Annotated in this window: 15 protein-coding genes; 6 read left to right on the top strand and 9 right to left on the bottom strand. The window is 61.6% G+C overall.

Translation table 11 applies throughout. The features are described 5' to 3' along the window. Nucleotides 1-15 precede the first annotated feature (15 nt). The 5 genes from AC1DYF_RS27740 to AC1DYF_RS27760 all read right to left on the bottom strand — a co-directional run bounded on the left by AC1DYF_RS27740 (nt 16) and on the right by AC1DYF_RS27760 (nt 8,098). On the bottom strand, nt 16-1,080 hold the full coding sequence (locus AC1DYF_RS27740) for an XdhC family protein (protein WP_477880457.1): 1,065 nt from the start codon (nt 1,078-1,080) through the stop codon (nt 16-18). Between the two features lie 2 nt (nt 1,081-1,082). After that, nucleotides 1,083-3,047, bottom strand: coding sequence for a hydantoinase B/oxoprolinase family protein (locus AC1DYF_RS27745; RefSeq protein WP_477880459.1), 1,965 nt, complete (start codon nt 3,045-3,047; stop codon nt 1,083-1,085). Between the two features lies 1 nt (nt 3,048). After that, nucleotides 3,049-5,073, bottom strand: a complete 2,025-nt coding sequence (locus AC1DYF_RS27750) for a hydantoinase/oxoprolinase family protein (RefSeq protein ID WP_477880460.1) — start codon at nt 5,071-5,073, stop codon at nt 3,049-3,051. Nucleotides 5,074-5,288: 215 nt separating this feature from the next. Next, nucleotides 5,289-6,245, bottom strand: coding sequence for a helix-turn-helix domain-containing protein (locus AC1DYF_RS27755; protein WP_477880462.1), 957 nt, complete (start codon nt 6,243-6,245; stop codon nt 5,289-5,291). 659 nt (nt 6,246-6,904) lie between these two features. Next, entirely contained in the window at nt 6,905-8,098 is a 1,194-nt protein-coding gene (locus AC1DYF_RS27760; RefSeq protein ID WP_477880464.1) for a Fic family protein, read from the bottom strand. A 486-nt stretch (nt 8,099-8,584) separates the two neighbouring features. Between AC1DYF_RS27760 and torT the strand changes: the two genes are divergently transcribed. Genes torT through AC1DYF_RS27780 form a run of 4 tightly spaced genes read left to right on the top strand, consistent with a single transcriptional unit; the run spans nt 8,585 to nt 13,185 of the window. Then, nucleotides 8,585-9,640, top strand: a complete 1,056-nt coding sequence (gene torT / locus AC1DYF_RS27765; RefSeq protein WP_477880465.1) for a TMAO reductase system periplasmic protein TorT — start codon at nt 8,585-8,587, stop codon at nt 9,638-9,640. 32 nt (nt 9,641-9,672) lie between these two features. Next, on the top strand, nt 9,673-11,217 hold the full coding sequence (locus AC1DYF_RS27770; RefSeq protein ID WP_477880466.1) for a sugar ABC transporter ATP-binding protein: 1,545 nt from the start codon (nt 9,673-9,675) through the stop codon (nt 11,215-11,217). Between the two features lie 16 nt (nt 11,218-11,233). Beyond that, nucleotides 11,234-12,226 carry an ABC transporter permease gene (locus tag AC1DYF_RS27775; RefSeq protein ID WP_477880467.1) on the top strand — a complete coding sequence of 331 codons (993 nt, stop codon included), beginning with the start codon at nt 11,234-11,236 and terminating at the stop codon, nt 12,224-12,226. Further along, complete coding sequence (locus AC1DYF_RS27780) at nt 12,223-13,185, top strand: ABC transporter permease (protein WP_477880468.1); 963 nt, start codon at nt 12,223-12,225, stop codon at nt 13,183-13,185. The genes AC1DYF_RS27775 and AC1DYF_RS27780 overlap by 4 nt, the downstream gene beginning before the upstream one ends. A 12-nt stretch (nt 13,186-13,197) precedes the next feature. On the opposite strand, the gene AC1DYF_RS27785 is transcribed toward AC1DYF_RS27780, so the two are convergent. Genes AC1DYF_RS27785 through AC1DYF_RS27795 form a run of 3 tightly spaced genes read right to left on the bottom strand, consistent with a single transcriptional unit; the run spans nt 13,198 to nt 15,786 of the window. Further along, nucleotides 13,198-14,109: a homocysteine S-methyltransferase family protein gene (locus AC1DYF_RS27785; RefSeq protein ID WP_477880470.1), complete on the bottom strand. Its 912-nt coding sequence runs from the start codon at nt 14,107-14,109 to the stop codon at nt 13,198-13,200. An 11-nt stretch (nt 14,110-14,120) separates the two neighbouring features. Then, a complete protein-coding gene (locus AC1DYF_RS27790) occupies nt 14,121-14,969 on the bottom strand; it encodes an amino acid ABC transporter permease (RefSeq protein ID WP_477880472.1) in 849 nt (282 codons plus the stop codon). Further along, nucleotides 14,959-15,786, bottom strand: coding sequence for a transporter substrate-binding domain-containing protein (locus AC1DYF_RS27795; protein WP_477880474.1), 828 nt, complete (start codon nt 15,784-15,786; stop codon nt 14,959-14,961). The genes AC1DYF_RS27790 and AC1DYF_RS27795 overlap by 11 nt, the downstream gene beginning before the upstream one ends. Before the next feature lie 226 nt (nt 15,787-16,012). Here AC1DYF_RS27795 and AC1DYF_RS27800 point away from each other — a divergent pair, with 226 nt between their 5' ends. Together AC1DYF_RS27800 and AC1DYF_RS27805 are read left to right on the top strand one after the other, a co-directional pair. Then, nucleotides 16,013-16,477 (top strand): DUF5680 domain-containing protein, encoded by a 465-nt coding sequence (locus tag AC1DYF_RS27800; protein WP_477880476.1) that lies wholly within the window; start codon nt 16,013-16,015, stop codon nt 16,475-16,477. Between the two features lie 154 nt (nt 16,478-16,631). Further along, the gene (locus AC1DYF_RS27805) at nt 16,632-16,895 is read left to right on the top strand and encodes a hypothetical protein (RefSeq protein WP_477880477.1); all 264 of its coding nucleotides are present in this window, start codon (nt 16,632-16,634) and stop codon (nt 16,893-16,895) included. Between the two features lie 40 nt (nt 16,896-16,935). On the opposite strand, the gene AC1DYF_RS27810 is transcribed toward AC1DYF_RS27805, so the two are convergent. Continuing rightward, nucleotides 16,936-17,928, bottom strand: a complete 993-nt coding sequence (locus tag AC1DYF_RS27810; protein ID WP_477880478.1) for a LacI family DNA-binding transcriptional regulator — start codon at nt 17,926-17,928, stop codon at nt 16,936-16,938. Between the last annotated feature and the right edge of the window lie 116 nt (nt 17,929-18,044).

Raw genomic sequence — 18,044 nt, forward strand, 5'->3', positions numbered from 1 at the left:
TGAAGTACCGTGCCGTCATCCCAAAGCCACCTCAGCCATGCCCCGATCTCCGTGGGCCGCCGCCACGACCGAAAGCAGCCCGCCATCCATCTCCGCCCGGAACGGGTCCTCGCTGACGATCTCCGCCAGCACCGAGAGCGCAATCTCCGTCGCATTCTTGCTGCCCGGAAACAGCCCGATCGGCGCATGAATGCGGTCAACCACGCCCTCATCCACCTCCCGCGCAACCAGCGCCTCCACGCGTTTCCGATGCGCAGCCCGGCTGCCCATCGCACCAATATAGAAGGCGTCGGAAGCAAGCGCGGCCATTAGCGCCTCGGCCTCCCAATCATGATCATGAAACATCAGCACGATCGCGGTGCGCCCATCGGCCACGATCTCCGGCCTCCGCGTCATGCTTGTCAGCGCAACGGCCTTTGCGCCGCCCAATTCGGCAAATTCCCGCGTCGCCTCGTCGGGCGACATCAGTTCCACCTCGATATTCATCATCGAGCCGAAGCGGCAGAGCTGTGCCGCAGCCGCACCCACCCCGAGGACGACCAGCCTGAGGCGCGGCCGGTAGTGCCGGACGAACCTGGCGGCCGTCGCGCCCTCCTCGGCAAAATCCAGGCTGGCCGTCTCCCGGCGCGCGAGCCGTTCTTCTATCATCTTCAGCTCCTCAACCGATCGGCCGGTGTCGAAATAGAGTTCGATGGCGCTGCCGCAGGGCAGTTGGATGTCGAAATAGGGCGAGCCTTTGCCGTAGCGCACGCGCCGCCCCACACCTGCCTCCAGGGCTTCAAGGGCCTCGGCCACCACCGCCCGCTCGATACAGCCGCCCGAGAGATAGCCCGACCATTCCCCCGCCTCCGTCACCACCATCTGGGCGCCGGGATAGCGCGGCGACGAACCTTCGATCTTCACCAGGGTGACGAGGACGAAGCGCTGTCCGCGGCTGGCCGCCCGCAGGGCAAAGCCCAGCACATCGTCATCGAATATCTCCCACCGATCCCCCGAACCGCGCCCTGCCCCGCCGGCATCACGTGCCGAAGGCCCGGCGCCGCGACGCCCTTCATGATTAGGATCGTCGCGGCGCCGCATGGTCATTTCCAATGATCGAGCGTGCGCTTCTGGTGCATTTCGCGGAACTGCCGCGTCGTTTCCGGCAGCACGTCGCCATTGGCCCAATCGAGGATGACGGCATAGTGGCGAACCGCATCGAGTGCATCGATCTGCCCGGCCTTGTACATTTTCGACACCGCCTCGGGCGCGACATTGGCCCAGGCGTTGCGCTCGGAGCGGATCCACGCCCGCTCGCGCTCGGTGGCCGCAAGATCGACTGTATAATCGGCGAGATCGGCATCGACGAGGGTCAGCACCACGCCATAGTCCTTGCGGGCGCGCTCGACCGAGACATAATCGTTCTCGACATCCTCGCGCACCTTCTCCGGATCACGCTCCAGCGGATCGCCGAAGCCGCCGCCGCCGGCAGTCGGCCGCGAGAAAATATCGCCCGTGCTGATCGGCACATCGGAGAAGACCGAGCCGAGCCATTCGTCGCGGTCGGTGCCGGCGCGGCGGATGGTCAGCCCATGCGGCATGGACGGCAGGCCGCCATGGGTGCCCCAGACCACCGCGCGTTCGCGGTCGCAGATATAGGAGATGACGGTTTTCTCCGCCTCCAGCAGGATCGAGGTCTTCTCGACGCCCGCGCCGCCGCGGAATTTTCCGGGGCCGGCGGAATCGCGCTTGATCTCGAACTTAGTCGTCAGCACCGGATTGACGCGCTCCTGGCCTTCGACCGGCTGCGCCATCAGGCCGGTGCCGAAGCAGGCCGTGGTGCTGTTGCAGCCATCCATGCCGTTGCGGCCGCCCCAGCCGCCAGGCAGCCAGTCATAGAACATGAAGATCGGCTTTTCCTCGTGCCGCAGGTCATGGCCGCCGGTCAGCAGATATTCGAGATTGAACGAGCAGGAGATCGCCCGTTCAGGGATGATCTTCGACCACATTTCGAAGATCGAGTTCATGATCTTCTCGAACGGCATCAGGAAGCCGGTGACCGCCACCGGCCATTGGGCGCTGACGACGCTGTTCGGCGGGCTGGCAATCTCGAAAATGCGATAGAAACCGCTGTTGAGCGGCAGATCGGGGAAGAAGGTCTTCATGCCGGCGGCGACGGCGGAGAATGTGGCGCCGGGGGCGGAATTGTAGATCGAGCCGATCGTCGGATGGCTGCCGGCGAAGTCGTAATAGACCTTGTCGCCCTTGATCGTCATCTTGATGCGGATCGGGATCATGCCTTCGCCGGCCGCAGGGTCGCGGTCGATATAGTCGACGGTTTCCCAGACGCCATCCGGCAAGGCTGCGATGCGCTGGCGCATGGCGCGCTCGACATAGTCCTGCACTGCGGCCATGCCGCCGGTGACCGTCTTGCGGCCGTATTTCTTCACCAGCCTGAGCACATCGCGTTCGGCCACATGCGTCGCCTGCGCCTGGGCATGGATGTCGCCGATGATCGAGCGGGGATCACGGGTGTTGGCCGCGATCAGGTTGGCGACATCGCTGCAGAACCGGCCGCCATGGAAGAGCCGCACCGGCGTGATGCGTACGGCCTCGCGGAACATGTCGCGCGCCGTCACATCGAACGAGCCGGGCACGCTGCCGCCGAGATCGGACCAATGGCCGTTGGACTGGGAGAAGCCGATGATCTCGTCCTCGTCGAAAATCGGCCGGATCAGCCGCACATCGCTGAAATGGGTGCCGCCGGCATAGGGATCGTTGATGGCATAGACATCGCCCGGCAGCATGTCGCCTTCGAAGGCGCGGATGACCTCCTTGCAGGTGAAATGCAAGGTGCCGACATGCACGGCGATGTCCTGCGTGCCCTGGGCGACCGAATTGCCATGCGCATCATGCAGCCCGTTGGAAAAATCGCGATTGTAGATGACGAAGGAATAGCAGGTTCTGAGCATCTGCTCCGCCATCTGGTCGACGGAGGTGATGAACGAGTTCTTCAGAACCTCGAAGGTGACCGGATCGAGTCCGTTGAATTGCGCGTCGCCGTTCATCTCATGCCTCTTTGATATTGATCAGGATATTCAGGTACTTGTCGACGGAAGCTGACGTGCCGGGAGGCACGACTACCGTAGAGTCGAACTGCTCGACCACCGCCGGCCCGACGAAGCGGAAGCCCGAGGGAAGATCGTCGCGATCGTAGACCGGCGTGTCGAAGGCCCTGCCCTCGAACCAGACCGGGCGGCTCTGCTTCGGCGCCGGCTTGCGCATTTCCGGCTTGTGCTCCATCAGATTGGCCTTCGGCACCAGGCCGATTGCCTTCAGGCCCAGACGGAAGAAGCTGATGGGCGCATCGTCGCGGCGGAAATTATATTCGCGCTCATGCTCGCGATGGAAATTCTCGGTCAGCGCGGAGACATCGGTGACCTCAGCCGGGGCGGCGATCGACAGCGACCGCCACTGGCCCTGGTACATCATCTCGGCACTGCGCTGCAGCGTGATGTTTTCCGCCGCCACGCCTTCATGCGACAGGCGCTCCACCGCCTCTTTCTCCAGCCGCTCATAGGCGGCCTCGATGTCGGCCGGGCTGGCGAGCGTCGCCGGCACCATGAAGCTTTCGGAAAAATCATGCTGGATATCGACCAGCAGGCAGCCGAGCGCCGAGGTGACGCCCGGATTGGGCGGCACGATGACCACGGGAATGGCGAGTTCCTGGGCCACCGCCGCACCATGCAGCGCACCGGCGCCGCCAAAGGCCACCAAAGCGAAATCGCGCGGATCATAGCCGCGGCTGATCGAAATCAGCCGCACGGCATTGGCCATATTGGCATTGGCGACCTTGACGATCGCCTCGGCAGCCTCGGGGGAAGAGATGCCGAAATGCTCGGCAATGCCGGAAATAGCTTTCTCGGCCAGCGCGGGCTGCAGCGTCAGCTTGCCGCCCGCCAGACTCGTGCCCAGCCGGCCGAGGACGACATTGGCGTCGGTATTGGTCGGCACGGTATTGCCCTTGCCGTAACAGGCCGGTCCCGGCTGGGAGCCTGCGGATTGTGGCCCGTTGCGCAGCGAGCCGGCCTCGTCGAACCAGGCCAACGAACCGCCGCCGGCGCCGATGGTCAGCACTTCGATGCTGGGAAAGCGGATCGGATAGCCGAACTCGATATACCAATCCTTGGTGACGCGGGATTCGCCCTGGTAGGCCAGCGACACGTCGGTGCTGGTGCCGCCCATGTCGAGGCCGATCGAATTCTTGTAGCCGCAGAGCATGGCGATGTAGCGGCTGGCAATGGCGCCGGCGGCAATCCCCGAGCCGGCCAGCCGCGCGGCGAAATCCTTGACGCTCTTTGGGGTCATCACGCCGCCGCCGGTATGCAGCAGCAGGAGATCGCGGGTATAACCCTTGCCGGCGAGGCTCTCGCCCAGCCGCGTCGTGTAATCGACGACGACGGGGCTCAGCGCCGCATTAGCCACCGTGGTCGAGAAACGCTCGTGCTCGAAGATTTCCGGCATGACCTCGGAGGAAATGGAAACGGCGAGTTCGGGGATTTCCTCGGCCAGGATTTCCTTCATCCGCTTCTCGTTGGCGCCATTGACGAAGGCGTTCATGAAGCAGACCGAGATCGCCTTGACGCCGCGCCGCTTGAAGATGCGCGCCACGCGCCGGGCATCATCCTCGTCGAGCGGCGTGACGATCTTGCCGGCGGCATCGACGCGCTCCCTAACGGTCAGGCGGTCCTTGCGAGGAATATAGGGGGGTGCGACGTCGTTATAGGCGTCCCACAGATCCTGCTTGTTGGCACGGCGGATCTCGATCACATCGCGAAAACCTTCGGTCGAGATCATGCCGGTGCGCGGCAGGCGGCGGGTGATCAGCGCATTGGTGGCGACCGTCGTGCCGTGCGAGAACATCGACACCTGGGAGAGGTCGACATTGGCGCGCTCGACGCCGGACATGATGCCGTCGATCGGGTCCGGCGTCGACGATGTCTTTTCGATCCGGAGCGCGCCGGTCTCCTCGTCCATGATGCAGATGTCGGTAAATGTGCCGCCGACATCGACGGCCACGCGTAAATTCGTCATTCTCGTAACCTCTTGCAAATGCGCGCAGCAAGGCTCGCCGCCGCAAACCGCGGGCGCCGGGTGGTCCGTGCTGGTGTTGGGATTGGCCGCGGCAAAGCGCTGCGGCCGTGTCAGCGAGCGCATATCGCCTGAAAGTGAGAACCAGTTTCAGGATAACGACACGCGCAAATAGAAAAGCTTAGAGCCGGTTCCGATCCATCGGAACGCAAAGCGCCCTAACAGAGCGGCTGAAGCCGGTATTCCGATCGCGCCTGGCTCGGCGAACGGCCGAAATACATCCGGTAGTTCTTGGAAAACTGCGATTGGTCGGCGAAACCCCAGCGATAGGCGATCTCGGAGATCGAATGCGGCGTATTGGCCTTGCGCAATTCCTCGTCGCACATCAAGAGCCGCTGTTCCCTGATCCATTCATAGATCGAGCGGCCGCTATCGGTGAACAGCCGCTGCAGGTAGCGCAGCGAGATGCCGCAGGCATCGGCAACGTCCTGCGGCTGCAGGTCGCCCTTGGCGAGATTGGCTCTTATATGCTGCTCCGCCCGGAACAGATGGGCGGCGCGCACCGAACTCAGATTGCTGTCCAGCACCCGTTCATCGTCCTGGATCGCCAGGCACAAGAGATCGATCAGCTGCTGGCCGATCGTTTCCTTGGCCGCCGAATTGAGTTCATCGAGGCGCTTGGCCGTCGAGCGGATCGTATCGATGAAATAGGCCCCCACCCCCTGCTGCGCATCGAAGGAAAAGGCCGAAAACCGCTCGGGCGGCCCGACACGGGCGCGCAAAGCCGAACTCGGCACTTTCAGCACCCAGAGCGAATTGGCGCCCGGCTGGCGGAACTCATAGGGCGCATCGCCCCGCTCGATCAGGAAGCCGCCGGGCCGGCAGCGGGTTTCGCGATTGCACTGCTCGAACTGCACTTCGGCCAGTTCCGGCACCGTGATCAGCAGCGTCTTCTCCCGCTCGGTCAGCACCTGGCGCTGGTTGCGCCGATAAAGAATGGCGTCGGTCCTCAGCCGCGACAGCGAGGCCAACCCCAGCGACCAGCATTTCAGATCGCCATTGAACCTGTCGTCGTCGCGGAAGACCGTATCGAGCGGAAAGAACGTGTCGGAAATCACATTCTGCCAGCAGCTGCTTCGGGCACCCGGCTCGGTGGCCTGCGTCGAAAATTCCATTCCGATCCTCCTTTGCGAAGGCTGGGGCAATCACCGCCAGGTGACACGCCCATAAAGTTCCCTGTCATTTTTATGACATCGATCCTAACACAAACTCAGCCGGAGTCTTGTTGCTGCGCGCCCAAAAAGTCGTCAAATCTGGCACCGGGGGCTGAGGTTCGCGATATTGTAGTGCATGGAGGCAGGGCAATCGCATATGAGGAATTGCTGACGGTCGATGGCTTGGCTCCCTCTTCCCCTCGGGGAGAAGGTGGCCGAAGGCCGGATGAGGGGGCTTCCCGGGTGGGGCGGCCCCCCTCATCGCCTCGCTTTGCTCGGCACTTCTCCCCTCGGGTAGAAGAGGGAGCAAGCGGCAAGCGTCACTAGAAGGAGACGGGTGCTGTGCCGATCGATGGGGCGGTCAAATCCGAGGCGGAGCAGAGGACGTTGCAGGAACCTTATCGGAAGCCGACAAGTCAACGCCGAAATGTGCAGCGACCTCGTCCACGTTCTCACAGCCTGCCTTCCCAAAACCACTGATTTGCAACGATTAATTACTAATATCCGCAATTAAGTTAGGTTATCGACGGGAGGCGCTAGCTCGGCAATCCGATTGCCGCAACAACAGTCAACGCCGCAATTGCCCCGAGTTCTGTAACCGATGTCACAGCAATTCGGCGTTACTCATCGGGAAACAGTCCTGGAAGAAACCGAGTCGCCAGGCTCACAGGAAATGCCAGCCGCAGAGGACTACGACTTGTTTCGGAAGCGATCACGCCCGTATTGATAAGCGATGCCGTGAGCCGTCTGGCCGACCTTCCGCTCATGCCGGTCAAGATTTCCACCTCATTGCGCTCCAACTCTCCGCGATAGAGAATTGCATTCAAAATCACATCTGACCGGGCCTGCAATCTACCGCCAGCGGTTTCTTCCCGGGCCCATGTCATAACCCGATCGCGCAATCTGTTTGGCTGCATCAAGCCGCTCATGAAATCGACCTGATCGATGCAAATCTCAAGAAAAAATTGAGAAAATTCCGCAAGCGCTGACTCGCTGAGTGTTCCTCGTCCATCTAAACTCCCACGACGCGGCTCATCGCAGGATTGGAGATGCGCCTTGTAGTTTCTCTCTTTCCTTGCCAAACCGCGCGCGACGGACCACAAACCCTTCGTGTTTATTGCCGATCTTAAGACGGCATACGATACCAGGCGCGCCACCCGGCCATTTCCGTCGACGAAGGGATGAACCCAAAGAAGTCTGTGATGTCCACAAGCGGCGCTGAGAATCCGCTCTATGCGTCCTTTAGACCGATAGGCCTCTTCTATCCTCAATAAAAAGCGCGGGACTGCCCCCGGACTCACCGCGATGTGCCYGCCGACTTTGACATCCTTCGATCTGACTTCCCCCGAAACCATGGCCACATGTCGGTCTTCTGCCGTTTCGCCGACCAATAGGAGTTCCGGCGGCAGCAACTCGCAAAAGCGTTTGTGTATCTCCAGTACGCTCGCTACCGAATAGGGATCGCTTTCAAGGCCGCCATCGTCGATCCATTTCTGCACCGTGATATGGGCTCGCGCCTCAAGTTGCAGGTCACGCTTTTTCTTGTCATCGCTGTAATCACTCTGCATTGCCCGTTCGATATCGATCGGGTGGGTATTGTGCCCTTCGATGAGGTTGCTGTAGTAGCAATTCATAGCCCTCACGAGGTCTGACAGCGAGTCAGAGATCGCAGAGGGGAGCGACGCGGAAAATGCGGATGACTTTTCGGCCAAAGTCAACGCAAGGTCATTCAACTTCGGTCGGAGCTTGGAGCCTTCCGAGACCATTAAAGGTTCGAACAAGCCAATGCTCTCATTGTCGTCCCGCGCCAACATTGGACATTCCATTTCCATAAATCCTGGCCGCCATTTTGGCCGCTTCTTTGGCCACTTAATTCGCCACAGATAATCAAATTATATCAGGTATTAAGCGGAGCAGAAAGGATTGTTTTGGCCGTTTTTCTGGCCACTTTCGCGGCCGGTTCACGACCACTCGCTGGTACAATCTTACCCAGAATGGGCAAAACCTCACTTTCCCCCGATTCCTCCCACGTTCGCGGCCCCCMCCGCCAAACACCGGTTTCATCCCCCACCCCACCCAAACCACAAGCAGAACCCGCTACCCTCGCAGTGCGCTCAAGCACAAAACTTTGTTCGCTGCTGAATGATGCTATTGCGACGCGTTTTGTTATCGTTTTGGCCCACGGGAGCAGATATCGAAACCAGAAGAACAAGCCCCCGCACGATCCGCATTGCTTTTCGGCGACGCACGGCGCGCGCCCGGCAAGCGGACGGACGACAATAATCAAAAGAGGTGGAACAATGAAAAAAGCTCATATCGCATTCCTGAGTGCGACCGTCCTGGCGCTGCTCCAGGCCCCGGTCGCCAGCGCGGCGGATGTCTGGCCGTTCAACGTCGTCGATGCCGCCAAGGGCGGCAAGGTCGTGCCGTATACCGGGCTGGAAAAGGCATCGAAGAAGTGGAAGATCTGCGTGCTCTTCCCGCATATGAAGGACAGCTACTGGGTCGGCGTCGATTACGGCATCGTCGACCAGGCCCGCAAGCTGGGCGTCAGCGCGACGATTTTCGAAGCCGGCGGCTATACCGAGGCCGCCAAGCAGGTGTCGCAATATAACGACTGTGTCGCGCTCGGCGTCGATGCGATCATCATCGGCGCGATTTCCGAAGCCGGCCTGACCAAGAGCATGGAGGAAGGCAAGACCAAGGGCATCGTTCAGGTGGGCGTCATCAACCCGCTGCAAAACAAGGTCGCCGATGCCAAGATCTATGCCAATTATGACGACGCGGCCGAGGCGGGCGCCAAATTCCTGGCGGAGAAGTTCAAGGGCCATAACGGCAAGGTCAATCTCCTGCATTTCCCTGGCCCCCAGGGCTCGGGCTGGGCGGAATCCTCGACCGAAGGCGTCAAGCGCGCCATCAAGGACACCAACATCAACCTGCTCGATGCGAAATACGGCGACACCGGCAAGAATGTCCAATTGCAGCTCGTCGAAGATGCGCTGCAGGCCTACAGCAATATCGACATCATCTACGGCACGGCTGTCACCGCCGAGGTCGCGCCGCAGGCGGTTCAGGAAGCCGGGCTCGATCATCCGGTGGCGGTCGCCGCCTATTATTCCAACGAAGGCATCGTCAATCTGGTAAAAAGCGGACAGGTCGCGGCGACCGTCACCGAGTCACCGGTCATGGAAGCGCGGATCGCCGTCGACCTCGCGGTGCGCATCCTGGAAAAGAAGGAGCATTACACCTTCCTCAATCCCGGCATGAGCGTCGTCACCAAGGACAATATCGGTTCGATGGACCTGACCAGAACCTTTGCCCCCGAGGGCTGGAAGCCGGTCTACAAGGTCGATTGATGGATATCAGAGTTGAAAGGCTAGCCCGACCGATGACGACAGGCGCGACAGACGACATCCTGGCAATGCGCGGCGTGGTCAAGCGGTTCGGCTCTTTCGCAGCGCTCAGCGACGTGGACTTTTCCCTGAAATCCGGTGAAGTCCACGTCCTCTTCGGCGAAAACGGCGCCGGCAAATCGACGCTGATCCAGATCATCGCTGGTGTGCATACGGCCGATGAGGGCGAGTACACTCTGCTCTCCCAGCCCGTCCTGCATCCGACCCCGGCGAAGCTTCAGCATGCCGGCGTCTCGGCGGTGTTCCAGGAATTCAGCCTCATCCCCGACATGACCGTGGCCGAGAACATTTTTCTCGGCCGCGAGATCACCAGGGGCGGACGTCTCGCCAAAGGCGAGATGCGCCGCGCCTGCGAAGAGGTGCTTGCAAAACTCGGCTTCGCCATCGACCCGGATGCGCGCGTCAAAACGCTCCGGCGCGCGCACCAGCAAATGGTCGAGATCGCCAAGGCGTTGCTCCGGCAGGCACGCGTGATCATCTTCGACGAACCGAGCGCTTCGCTCGCCGACCAGGAAGCGGCTGCCCTCTTCGACATCATCGAAGGCTTGCGGGCTCAAGGCATCGGCATCATCTACATTTCCCACCGCATGTCGGAGATCGACCGCCTGGCCGATCGCGTCACCGTACTCCGCGACGGCCGCAAGATCTGCACGCTGACGCGCGACGAAATCAGCCACGAGCGGCTGGTCACCTCGATGACCGGGCGCAGTTTCGAGAGCTTTTATCCGGAGATCAAGCGACAGCCTTCCGGCGATGCCGTGGTGATCTCCGGGCTCAGCACCGACAACGGCCTTGTCGACGATGTCAGCCTAAGAATCCGGCGCGGCGAAGTGCTCGGCATTGCCGGCCTCGCCGGCTGCGGCAAGTCGGAGCTGATCCGCGCCGTCTTCGGCCTGGAACGGATTGCGGCCGGCACCGTCACCCTGGATGGCGAAGCCATATCGCATCCCTCGCCCGCCGGCATGCTGGCAAGGCGCGTCTGCTACATGCCGTCGGACCGGGCGACGGAAGGCTTGGCGATGCGCCAGAGCGTCGGCCGCAACAGCACCATCGCCTCGCTCGACACAGGCAGTTTCTCCCGCTGGAAGACCTGGCTGCGGCTGAAGGCGGAACAGACATTCGCCAGCGGTGTGATCGACAGGATGCAGATCAAGACCCGCAGTGCCACCACGCCAGTCGATGCGCTCTCGGGCGGCAACAAGCAGAAAGTGCTGCTCGCCCGCGGCCTGTCGCGGGAGCTTGACGTCTATCTGTTCGACGAGCCCACCGTCGGCGTCGACGTGCAGGCCAAGGTCGAGATCTACAATTTCATCAAAGAACTCACCGAGGCCGGCAAGGCAGTGGTCATCGCCTCCTCCGACATGGCCGAGGTCATCCATCTCTCGCACAGGCTGGTCGTCATGCGCGAGGGCAAGATCGTCTCGGAAATGGAAGGCGGCAGTTTTTCCGAGGAAGCGCTGCTCTCCAGTTTCTTCGGCCGCCCGGCCGCGCCGCAGCCACTCAGGGAATTGGCCTCGTGAAGCAAAGGAACCGCCCTTGGAAACCGTAAGAAAATCTAGGGTTACAGGCTTTGGCAGGCTGGCCTTGCCCTTGCTGCCGGTGCTTCTCGTGGCCTTCTGCATCACCTTCGGCATGATCGAGCCGCGCTTCCTGCGCTATGCCAATATCTTCAACATCCTACGAAACGCCTCCTACCTGTCGCTGGTCGCCGCCGGGCAGATGCTGGTCATCGTGGTCGGCGGTTTCGACATTTCCGTCAGCGCCGTGGTGGCACTCACCAGCGTCTCGACCGCGCTGTCGCTTGGCATGATGGGGACCCTCCTGCCGGATGCGGCCATTCTCGCAGCCGTGCTGGGGTGCCTGCTCGGCATGGTGCCGGCGCTGATCGTCGGACTGGCGAACGGCCTGTCGGTGTCGGTGCTGAAGGCGCCGCCCTTCATCGTCACCATCGGCACCATGTCCGTGGCACTCGGCATTGCCGATTACCTCTCCGGCGGCACGCCGATCTATGGCCTGCCCGACAATTTCCTTGCGACCATCGGCACAGGCAAAGTCGGCGGCATCGCCAATGCGATCATCATCGCCGCGGTCACGCTCACCGTGCTTGCCTATATACTCGGCTCGACCCGAAGCGGGCGCTATTTCTATGCCGTCGGCGGCAATGAGCGTGGGGCACGCTTTTCCGGCGTCAATGTCACGCTCTACACCACGCTCGCCTATGTCCTGAGCGCGGCACTCGCCGGCCTCGCCGGCATTCTGCTCACCGCCCGGGTAGGCTCGGGCGAGGCGACGCTCGGCAATTCGCTGATGCTGCAGAGCATTGCCGCCGCCATCCTCGCCGGCGTGTCGCTGCGCGGCGGTTCCGGCAGCCTGCCGATGGTCGTGCTCGGCGCGATCTTTCTGTCGATGGTTTCCAACGGCCTCAACCTCATCCATGTCGACAGCCGCTACGAAGTCATCGTCACCGGCGTCATCGTCATCGCCGCCGTTGCCATGGAAAAGCTCAGAGAGAAGGGTTCGCGGAGATGAAAAGCCTATCCCTGCCCGCTGCGGCACCGGTAAAAGAGATCGGCCTGCCGGTCGCCATCCTGCTCATCTACCTCGCCTTCGTCGCGGCACAGCCGGCCATGGCCTCGCTCGCCAGCATCGAAAACCTGGTCAAGCAGACATCGCTGCTGTTCCTGATCGCCTCGGCCCAGCTGATCGTGCTGGTCGCGAGAGGCTTCGATCTCTCCGTCGGCGCCAATGTCTCCCTGGTCTCGGTCGTCTCTTCCATGGCCATGGTGCATTTTGCCGGCGACGGCAATGCCGCGGCGCTAGCCATGGGTTTCCTCGCCGCCGTCGCCATCGGCCTCCTGGTCGGCGGCCTCAATGGCTTCCTCGTCGCCTATCTCGACATCAATCCCTTCGTCACCACGCTGGGCACGATGAGCATTGTCGGCGGCATCGCGACGACGATTTCCGGCGGCTTTCCGATCTTCGACGTCCCGGCTTCGTTCCCATATGTCTTCAACCAGATGACATGGCTCGTCCTGCCCGCGCCGGTCATGGCCGCTCTGCTGGTCGCCGTCCTGCTGCATCTGACGCTGACCCGCACCGTGCATGGCCGGACGCTCTACCTGATCGGCGACAATGCCCGCGCCGCCGCCGTGGCCGGACGCAATGTGAAACTGCACACGCTCGCCGCCTACACCGCCTGCGGCGTGCTCGCCGCCTTCGCCGGCCTGATGATGACGGCGCAGACGGGATCGGGCGAACCCAATCTCGGCACCAATCTCGTCCTCGACAGCATCGCCGCCGCCGTCGTCGGCGGCGCCTCGCTCCGCGGCGGCACAGGAACGGTCTTCGCCCCGCTGCAGGGTGCTGCCCTGGTAACGATCGTCTCGGTGGGCATGAACCTCGCCCGCATCGACGGCTCGCTGCAATCGGTGGTGATCGGGCTGGTGGTCATAGCCGCAACGCTGTTCGGCGCCCGGCGGGGGCGGTAACTATCCCCACCCTCACCCGGCAAGCCGGCCGCGATAACGGCTGATCTCTTCGATATGTTCCGGGCCGATGCCGCAGCAGCCGCCGACGACGGTGGCGCCCTGGCTGATCCAGCGGTCGATCCATTTGAGATAATTGGCGGGGTCGAGATCGGCGCGGATGTCGGAAATGCCGGCATAGGGCTCATCCGAGGGCGGCTCAGGCGCGAAGGCATTGGCATAGACGCCGACCGGCACCGTTGCATCGGTGGTCACGCGGCGCGCGGCGATCACCGCTTCGCTCATCACTTCCGGCTGGCTGCAATTGAAGAACACGCCGGATGCACCGGCTTCGAGGGTTTTCCTGACGGCATCCTCCACCGGTTCGCCCGAGCGAAGCTCCGGCGGCCCGGTCCGGCCTTCCTCATCCTTGAGCGTGTAGGAAACGTAGACCGGTCGGCCGAAATCCCTGACCGCGGCCAGCGCCGTCAAGGCTTCGGCGGTCGAGCTCTGGGTCTCGATCAGCCAAAGGTCGACATAGGGTTTCAGTCCCCCGACCAGGCTTTCCAGGATTTGCGGCGCCCTTTCGGCCTGGAACCGCCCGGGCCGGTAGCTCTCGAACAAGGGCGGCAGCGAGCCGGCGACGAGCACCTTGCGGCCAGCGGCGGAGGCGACCTCGCGCGCCAGCCGGCCGGCGAGATCCGCCAGCGTCCGGCCCTGCCTCGCGAACCGCTCTTCGCCCAGCATATGCGGAACCAGGCCGTAGGAATTGGTGGTGACGATGTCGGCGCCGCTGTCGACATAGGCCTGGTGCGCCTGGGTGACGAAATGCGGCGCCTCGATCAGCGACAGTGCCGACCATTCGGGCAAGCGGAAGGGCGCTCCCAAGCGCTCGAGCAGGCGGCCCATGCCGCCGTCCAATATCGAAAAGGCAGTGTTGTTCGTCATCATCATTCCTCTCATCGTTCTGCGGCGACGCTGCGTCCAAAATGGCGCTCCAGCCGGCTTTGGATCACTTCCAGCCCGATCGACAGAACCCAGTAGATCACGGCCGCAGAGAGCAGCATTTCCATATAGTGATATGTCGACCGTCCAAAGGACTGCGCGAGAAAATTCAGCTCCCACAATCCCATGATCGACACCAGCGAAGAATCCTTGAGCATCGAGATGAACTGCGCGCCCGCCGGCGGAATGATGACGCGCATCGCCTGCGGCGCGACGATCTTCATGCCGATCAGCGTGCGCCCGAGGCCGAGCGCCATCGCCGCCTCGCGCTGGCCCTTCGGTACGGAGGCGATGCCGGCGCGAATGGTTTCGGCGAGATAGGCGCCATAATTGAGCGACAGCGCCAGAATGCCCGAGACGAAGCCGGACAGGACCAGCCCGAACTGCGGCAGGGCCAGATAGATGATCAGCACCTGCACCAGCAGAGGCGTGCCGCGGAAGAACGACGCGTAGAACGTCGCCACTCCGAACGCGACGGGATTGCTCGACAGCCTGCCGAGCGCGGTGAGCACCGCCACCACCAGCGACACCGCCATCGAAATCACGGTGATCAGGATGGTCAGCGCCACGCCCTGGATGAAGCCGTCCGGCGACAGCTTCAAACCCAGCATGAACGGCAGCTTCTGCCGGATGAGGTCAAAATCGAGGCCGAGGCGATAGAAGCCGAAAAACAGCAAGCCGACCAGCACAAGCCAGACCATCTGCACCTTGAACCAGAACGGGCGCCGGCTGAGCTTCAGGCGAAGCGGCAGCGCCTTCGTCAGCGAACCGCTTCGCAATGCCTGCTCGCCGTCAGAAGGCATATTTGGTGATATCCGTCTTGAACCACTTTTCGGAAATCTTGGCGAGCGTGCCGTCCTGCTGCAATTCAGTGATCACGCGCTTGACCTCGGCATCCCATTCGGGATCGCCCTTGTCGGTGACAACGGCATTCGGCTCGGCAAACAGCGGCGCGCCGAGCACCTTCAGCTTGCCCTGGGCATCGATCTGGCCCTGCGCCGTGCCGAGCGAGGCGACAATGGCATCCAGGCGCACGCCAGGACCGAGCGCGAGGTTCTGGAAATTGACGGTCTCGTCGCCCGGAACGACCTGGACATCGCCAAAGGGGAACGTGATCGCGGCCTGGCCGGGGATGGAAAACTTCTTGTTGAGATAGGCTTCATAGGACGAGCCGGTGCCGACGCCGACGCGCTTGCCGGTGATGTCGGCGATCGATTTGATCGACGTCTCGTCCTTGTTGACGACCAGCACGGCCGGAACGCTGTAATAATTGACCGGGAAGTTGACGACCTTGGCCCGCTCCTCCGTCGGCGTCGACGAGGTGATGGCGATATCCCAGCGATTGGCCCAGCGGCCGCCGATGATCGTTTCCCAGCCCGGCGTTTCGAGCCGAAGCTTGACGCCCAGCTTGGCGGCCAGGGCCTTGGCGACATCGATGTCGAAACCGTCCAACTCGTTCTTGTCGTTGAGATAGGCAAACGGTGGATAGTCGTTGACGACAGCATCGACCACCTCCCCGTTCTTCTTGACGCGATCCAGCACTTCGCCGGCGGATGCGCTTGAGCCGATGCACAAGACCAGCGCAAGCGTGGTCAGAAGAGCATTCAGGGATTTTGCCATCGATACGATCTCCATATTTCACTGCCCGGCCATTTGCCGGATATTGCCGGAAAATAGACGACCGTTCTTATCTCCATAAGAACATATTTTCTATCTTTTTTATCAATTTTATAAAGAGCACATTGCGCGGCGAGCAAGAGCAGCAATCCTGTGTTGCGCGCCAAAAACTTCCACTTGACTTAACTCCACATATGTTCTCTCTTCGTTCCATTTTTGAGAGACACCTATGATCGAAACCAGCGAACTCAATGCCATCATCGTCAGGGCCAAGGCTGCCACTTATGTCGGCGGCGGCACACCGGTGAGCGCGAGCCGGCGCCGTTCCCATGACCTCACATGGTCGGAAGGGGAATGGAGCTACCTCGACAGCTATTTCGGCGGCACCGATTTCGCCGGCCAGGAGGTGCTCTGGTTTCGCGGCGAGCCCATATGGGCGATGAATTATTACGGCACTATCCGGCTTCCGGAACTGATCGACGCCGAGCGCGCGGGCGCGACCATCAAGGCAGCCCTGTCTGCTATGTACAGGCAGGGACGCTTTCTCGGCGGTTTCGAATGGACCGGCGAACATGGAACATATGTCGATCGTAGCGAGGGCGATGCGGCGCATTTCCATGGCCACGAGGCCATCCTCGTCGACCGCCAGAAGGCCTACGCGCTCGACTATTTCGGCGGGCTGATCAAGCCGTAGACGAAGCAAATGATTGCCGTCGCGGAGGCGAAGGCGCAAGCATCTGGCAGAGGCCGAACCGACCGGAGATGAGGAGCTCCGGCCGGGATGGAGGTGCAGAGCGGTAGCAAGCCCGTGCCCGGCACATCGCTTTGCAGACCCATGGACGGTTGGCATGACGGATCTGGCGCATAGAAGGGGAGACACGTCCCATCCGCTGATCGAGGCGACGATCGGGCAATTTTTCGATGCCACCTGCGCCCGCTATCCTGACGTCGATGCGCTGATCTCCGTCCATCAGGATGTCCGCATGACCTATGCCGGGCTTCGTGAGAAGGTCGATGCGCTGGCAGTTTCGCTCCGCCGCCTAACCTACGCAAGGTTCGGTCGAGGGATCCGCACGCCTTCAAGACCATTGCCATTTTCCATCAAGGGGTAGGCGCTGGCAAGGACGTCGTGATCGTGATCCGTGATGTCAATCAGGTCGAACCTCTTATGACCAGTCGGCCCGGGAAGTCCACACTCTCCTTGGGTCGACGACCCAGGATCATTTCGACCGCCGCGGCGGCCATTTGCGTCATTGGTTGATCGTAAGACGTGAGGTCGAAAGCGGGCGACGCAGCGAATGCGGTATTGTCGAAGCCCACGACAGCGACATCCTCAGGCACCCTGATCCCGAGTTCCTGGCGAAGGACGCTCATCGCTCCGAAGGCCAAAGCATCGTTTTCGCACATCAACACGTCGATCGAAGGAATATTTCCCCCGGCTGCGAAAAAGCCGCGTACCGCTTCGGCGCCTGACCAATCGCTATAGGCATCCGCGACCATTCCGGAAATCGGATCGACGCCCTTTTCATGCCAGAAGTCGCGGAACTTGCGTCTGCGGCCAAGTGCCGTCGACAGTACGCGCGGACCGGCGAGGAAGGCGGGTTTTCTATAACCCTTGTCATAGAGATGCTCGCAAATCTCCGTCATGGCCCGATCTGTGTCACAATTGATCGCCGGTACCCCTTCGATCTGCGAGCCTCGCGCCAGAACAAACATTGGGGCAGCGCCGAGCAGCCTTTTGTCTCTTAGCATCTCATTGCGAAACGCCGTGCCGAAAAGGATGACTGCGTCTACCTGGCGCTGTTCGGCATTGATCAAGGCGTCGACATGGTCGTTGTGGTCATTGATGTTGATCAGCAGCGCCAGCAACCCGTTGGCCTGAAGCTCATGGGTGAGTTTCCCGAGATAGGAGAGTTTGCTCGGATTTTCGAAATCGTCCACGAGAACCGCAACCTGATGCGTGAGATTGGTGTTGAGGCTCCTGGCCAACAAGTTGGGCCGATAGTTCAACGTATCTGCGGCTGCGAGCACTTTCTGCCGACTGATATCGGTGATCGAGGCGCCGGGGGTGAATGCCCGAATGACGGTCCATTTCGACACGCCTGCCAGGTCGGCTACATTCTGAGCGGTCGCGCGTTTCGCCATGGTCTTCTCCGAAGCTATCCATGGAACGTCTATTCCGTTTGACCGGAAATTGAAATGAATGGTTGACAAATTTCCGTGCCTCGATATTTGTATCCGCGTTTGCTACCGGTAGCAAA

The organism is Rhizobium sp. P2_G9, from assembly GCF_056403475.1.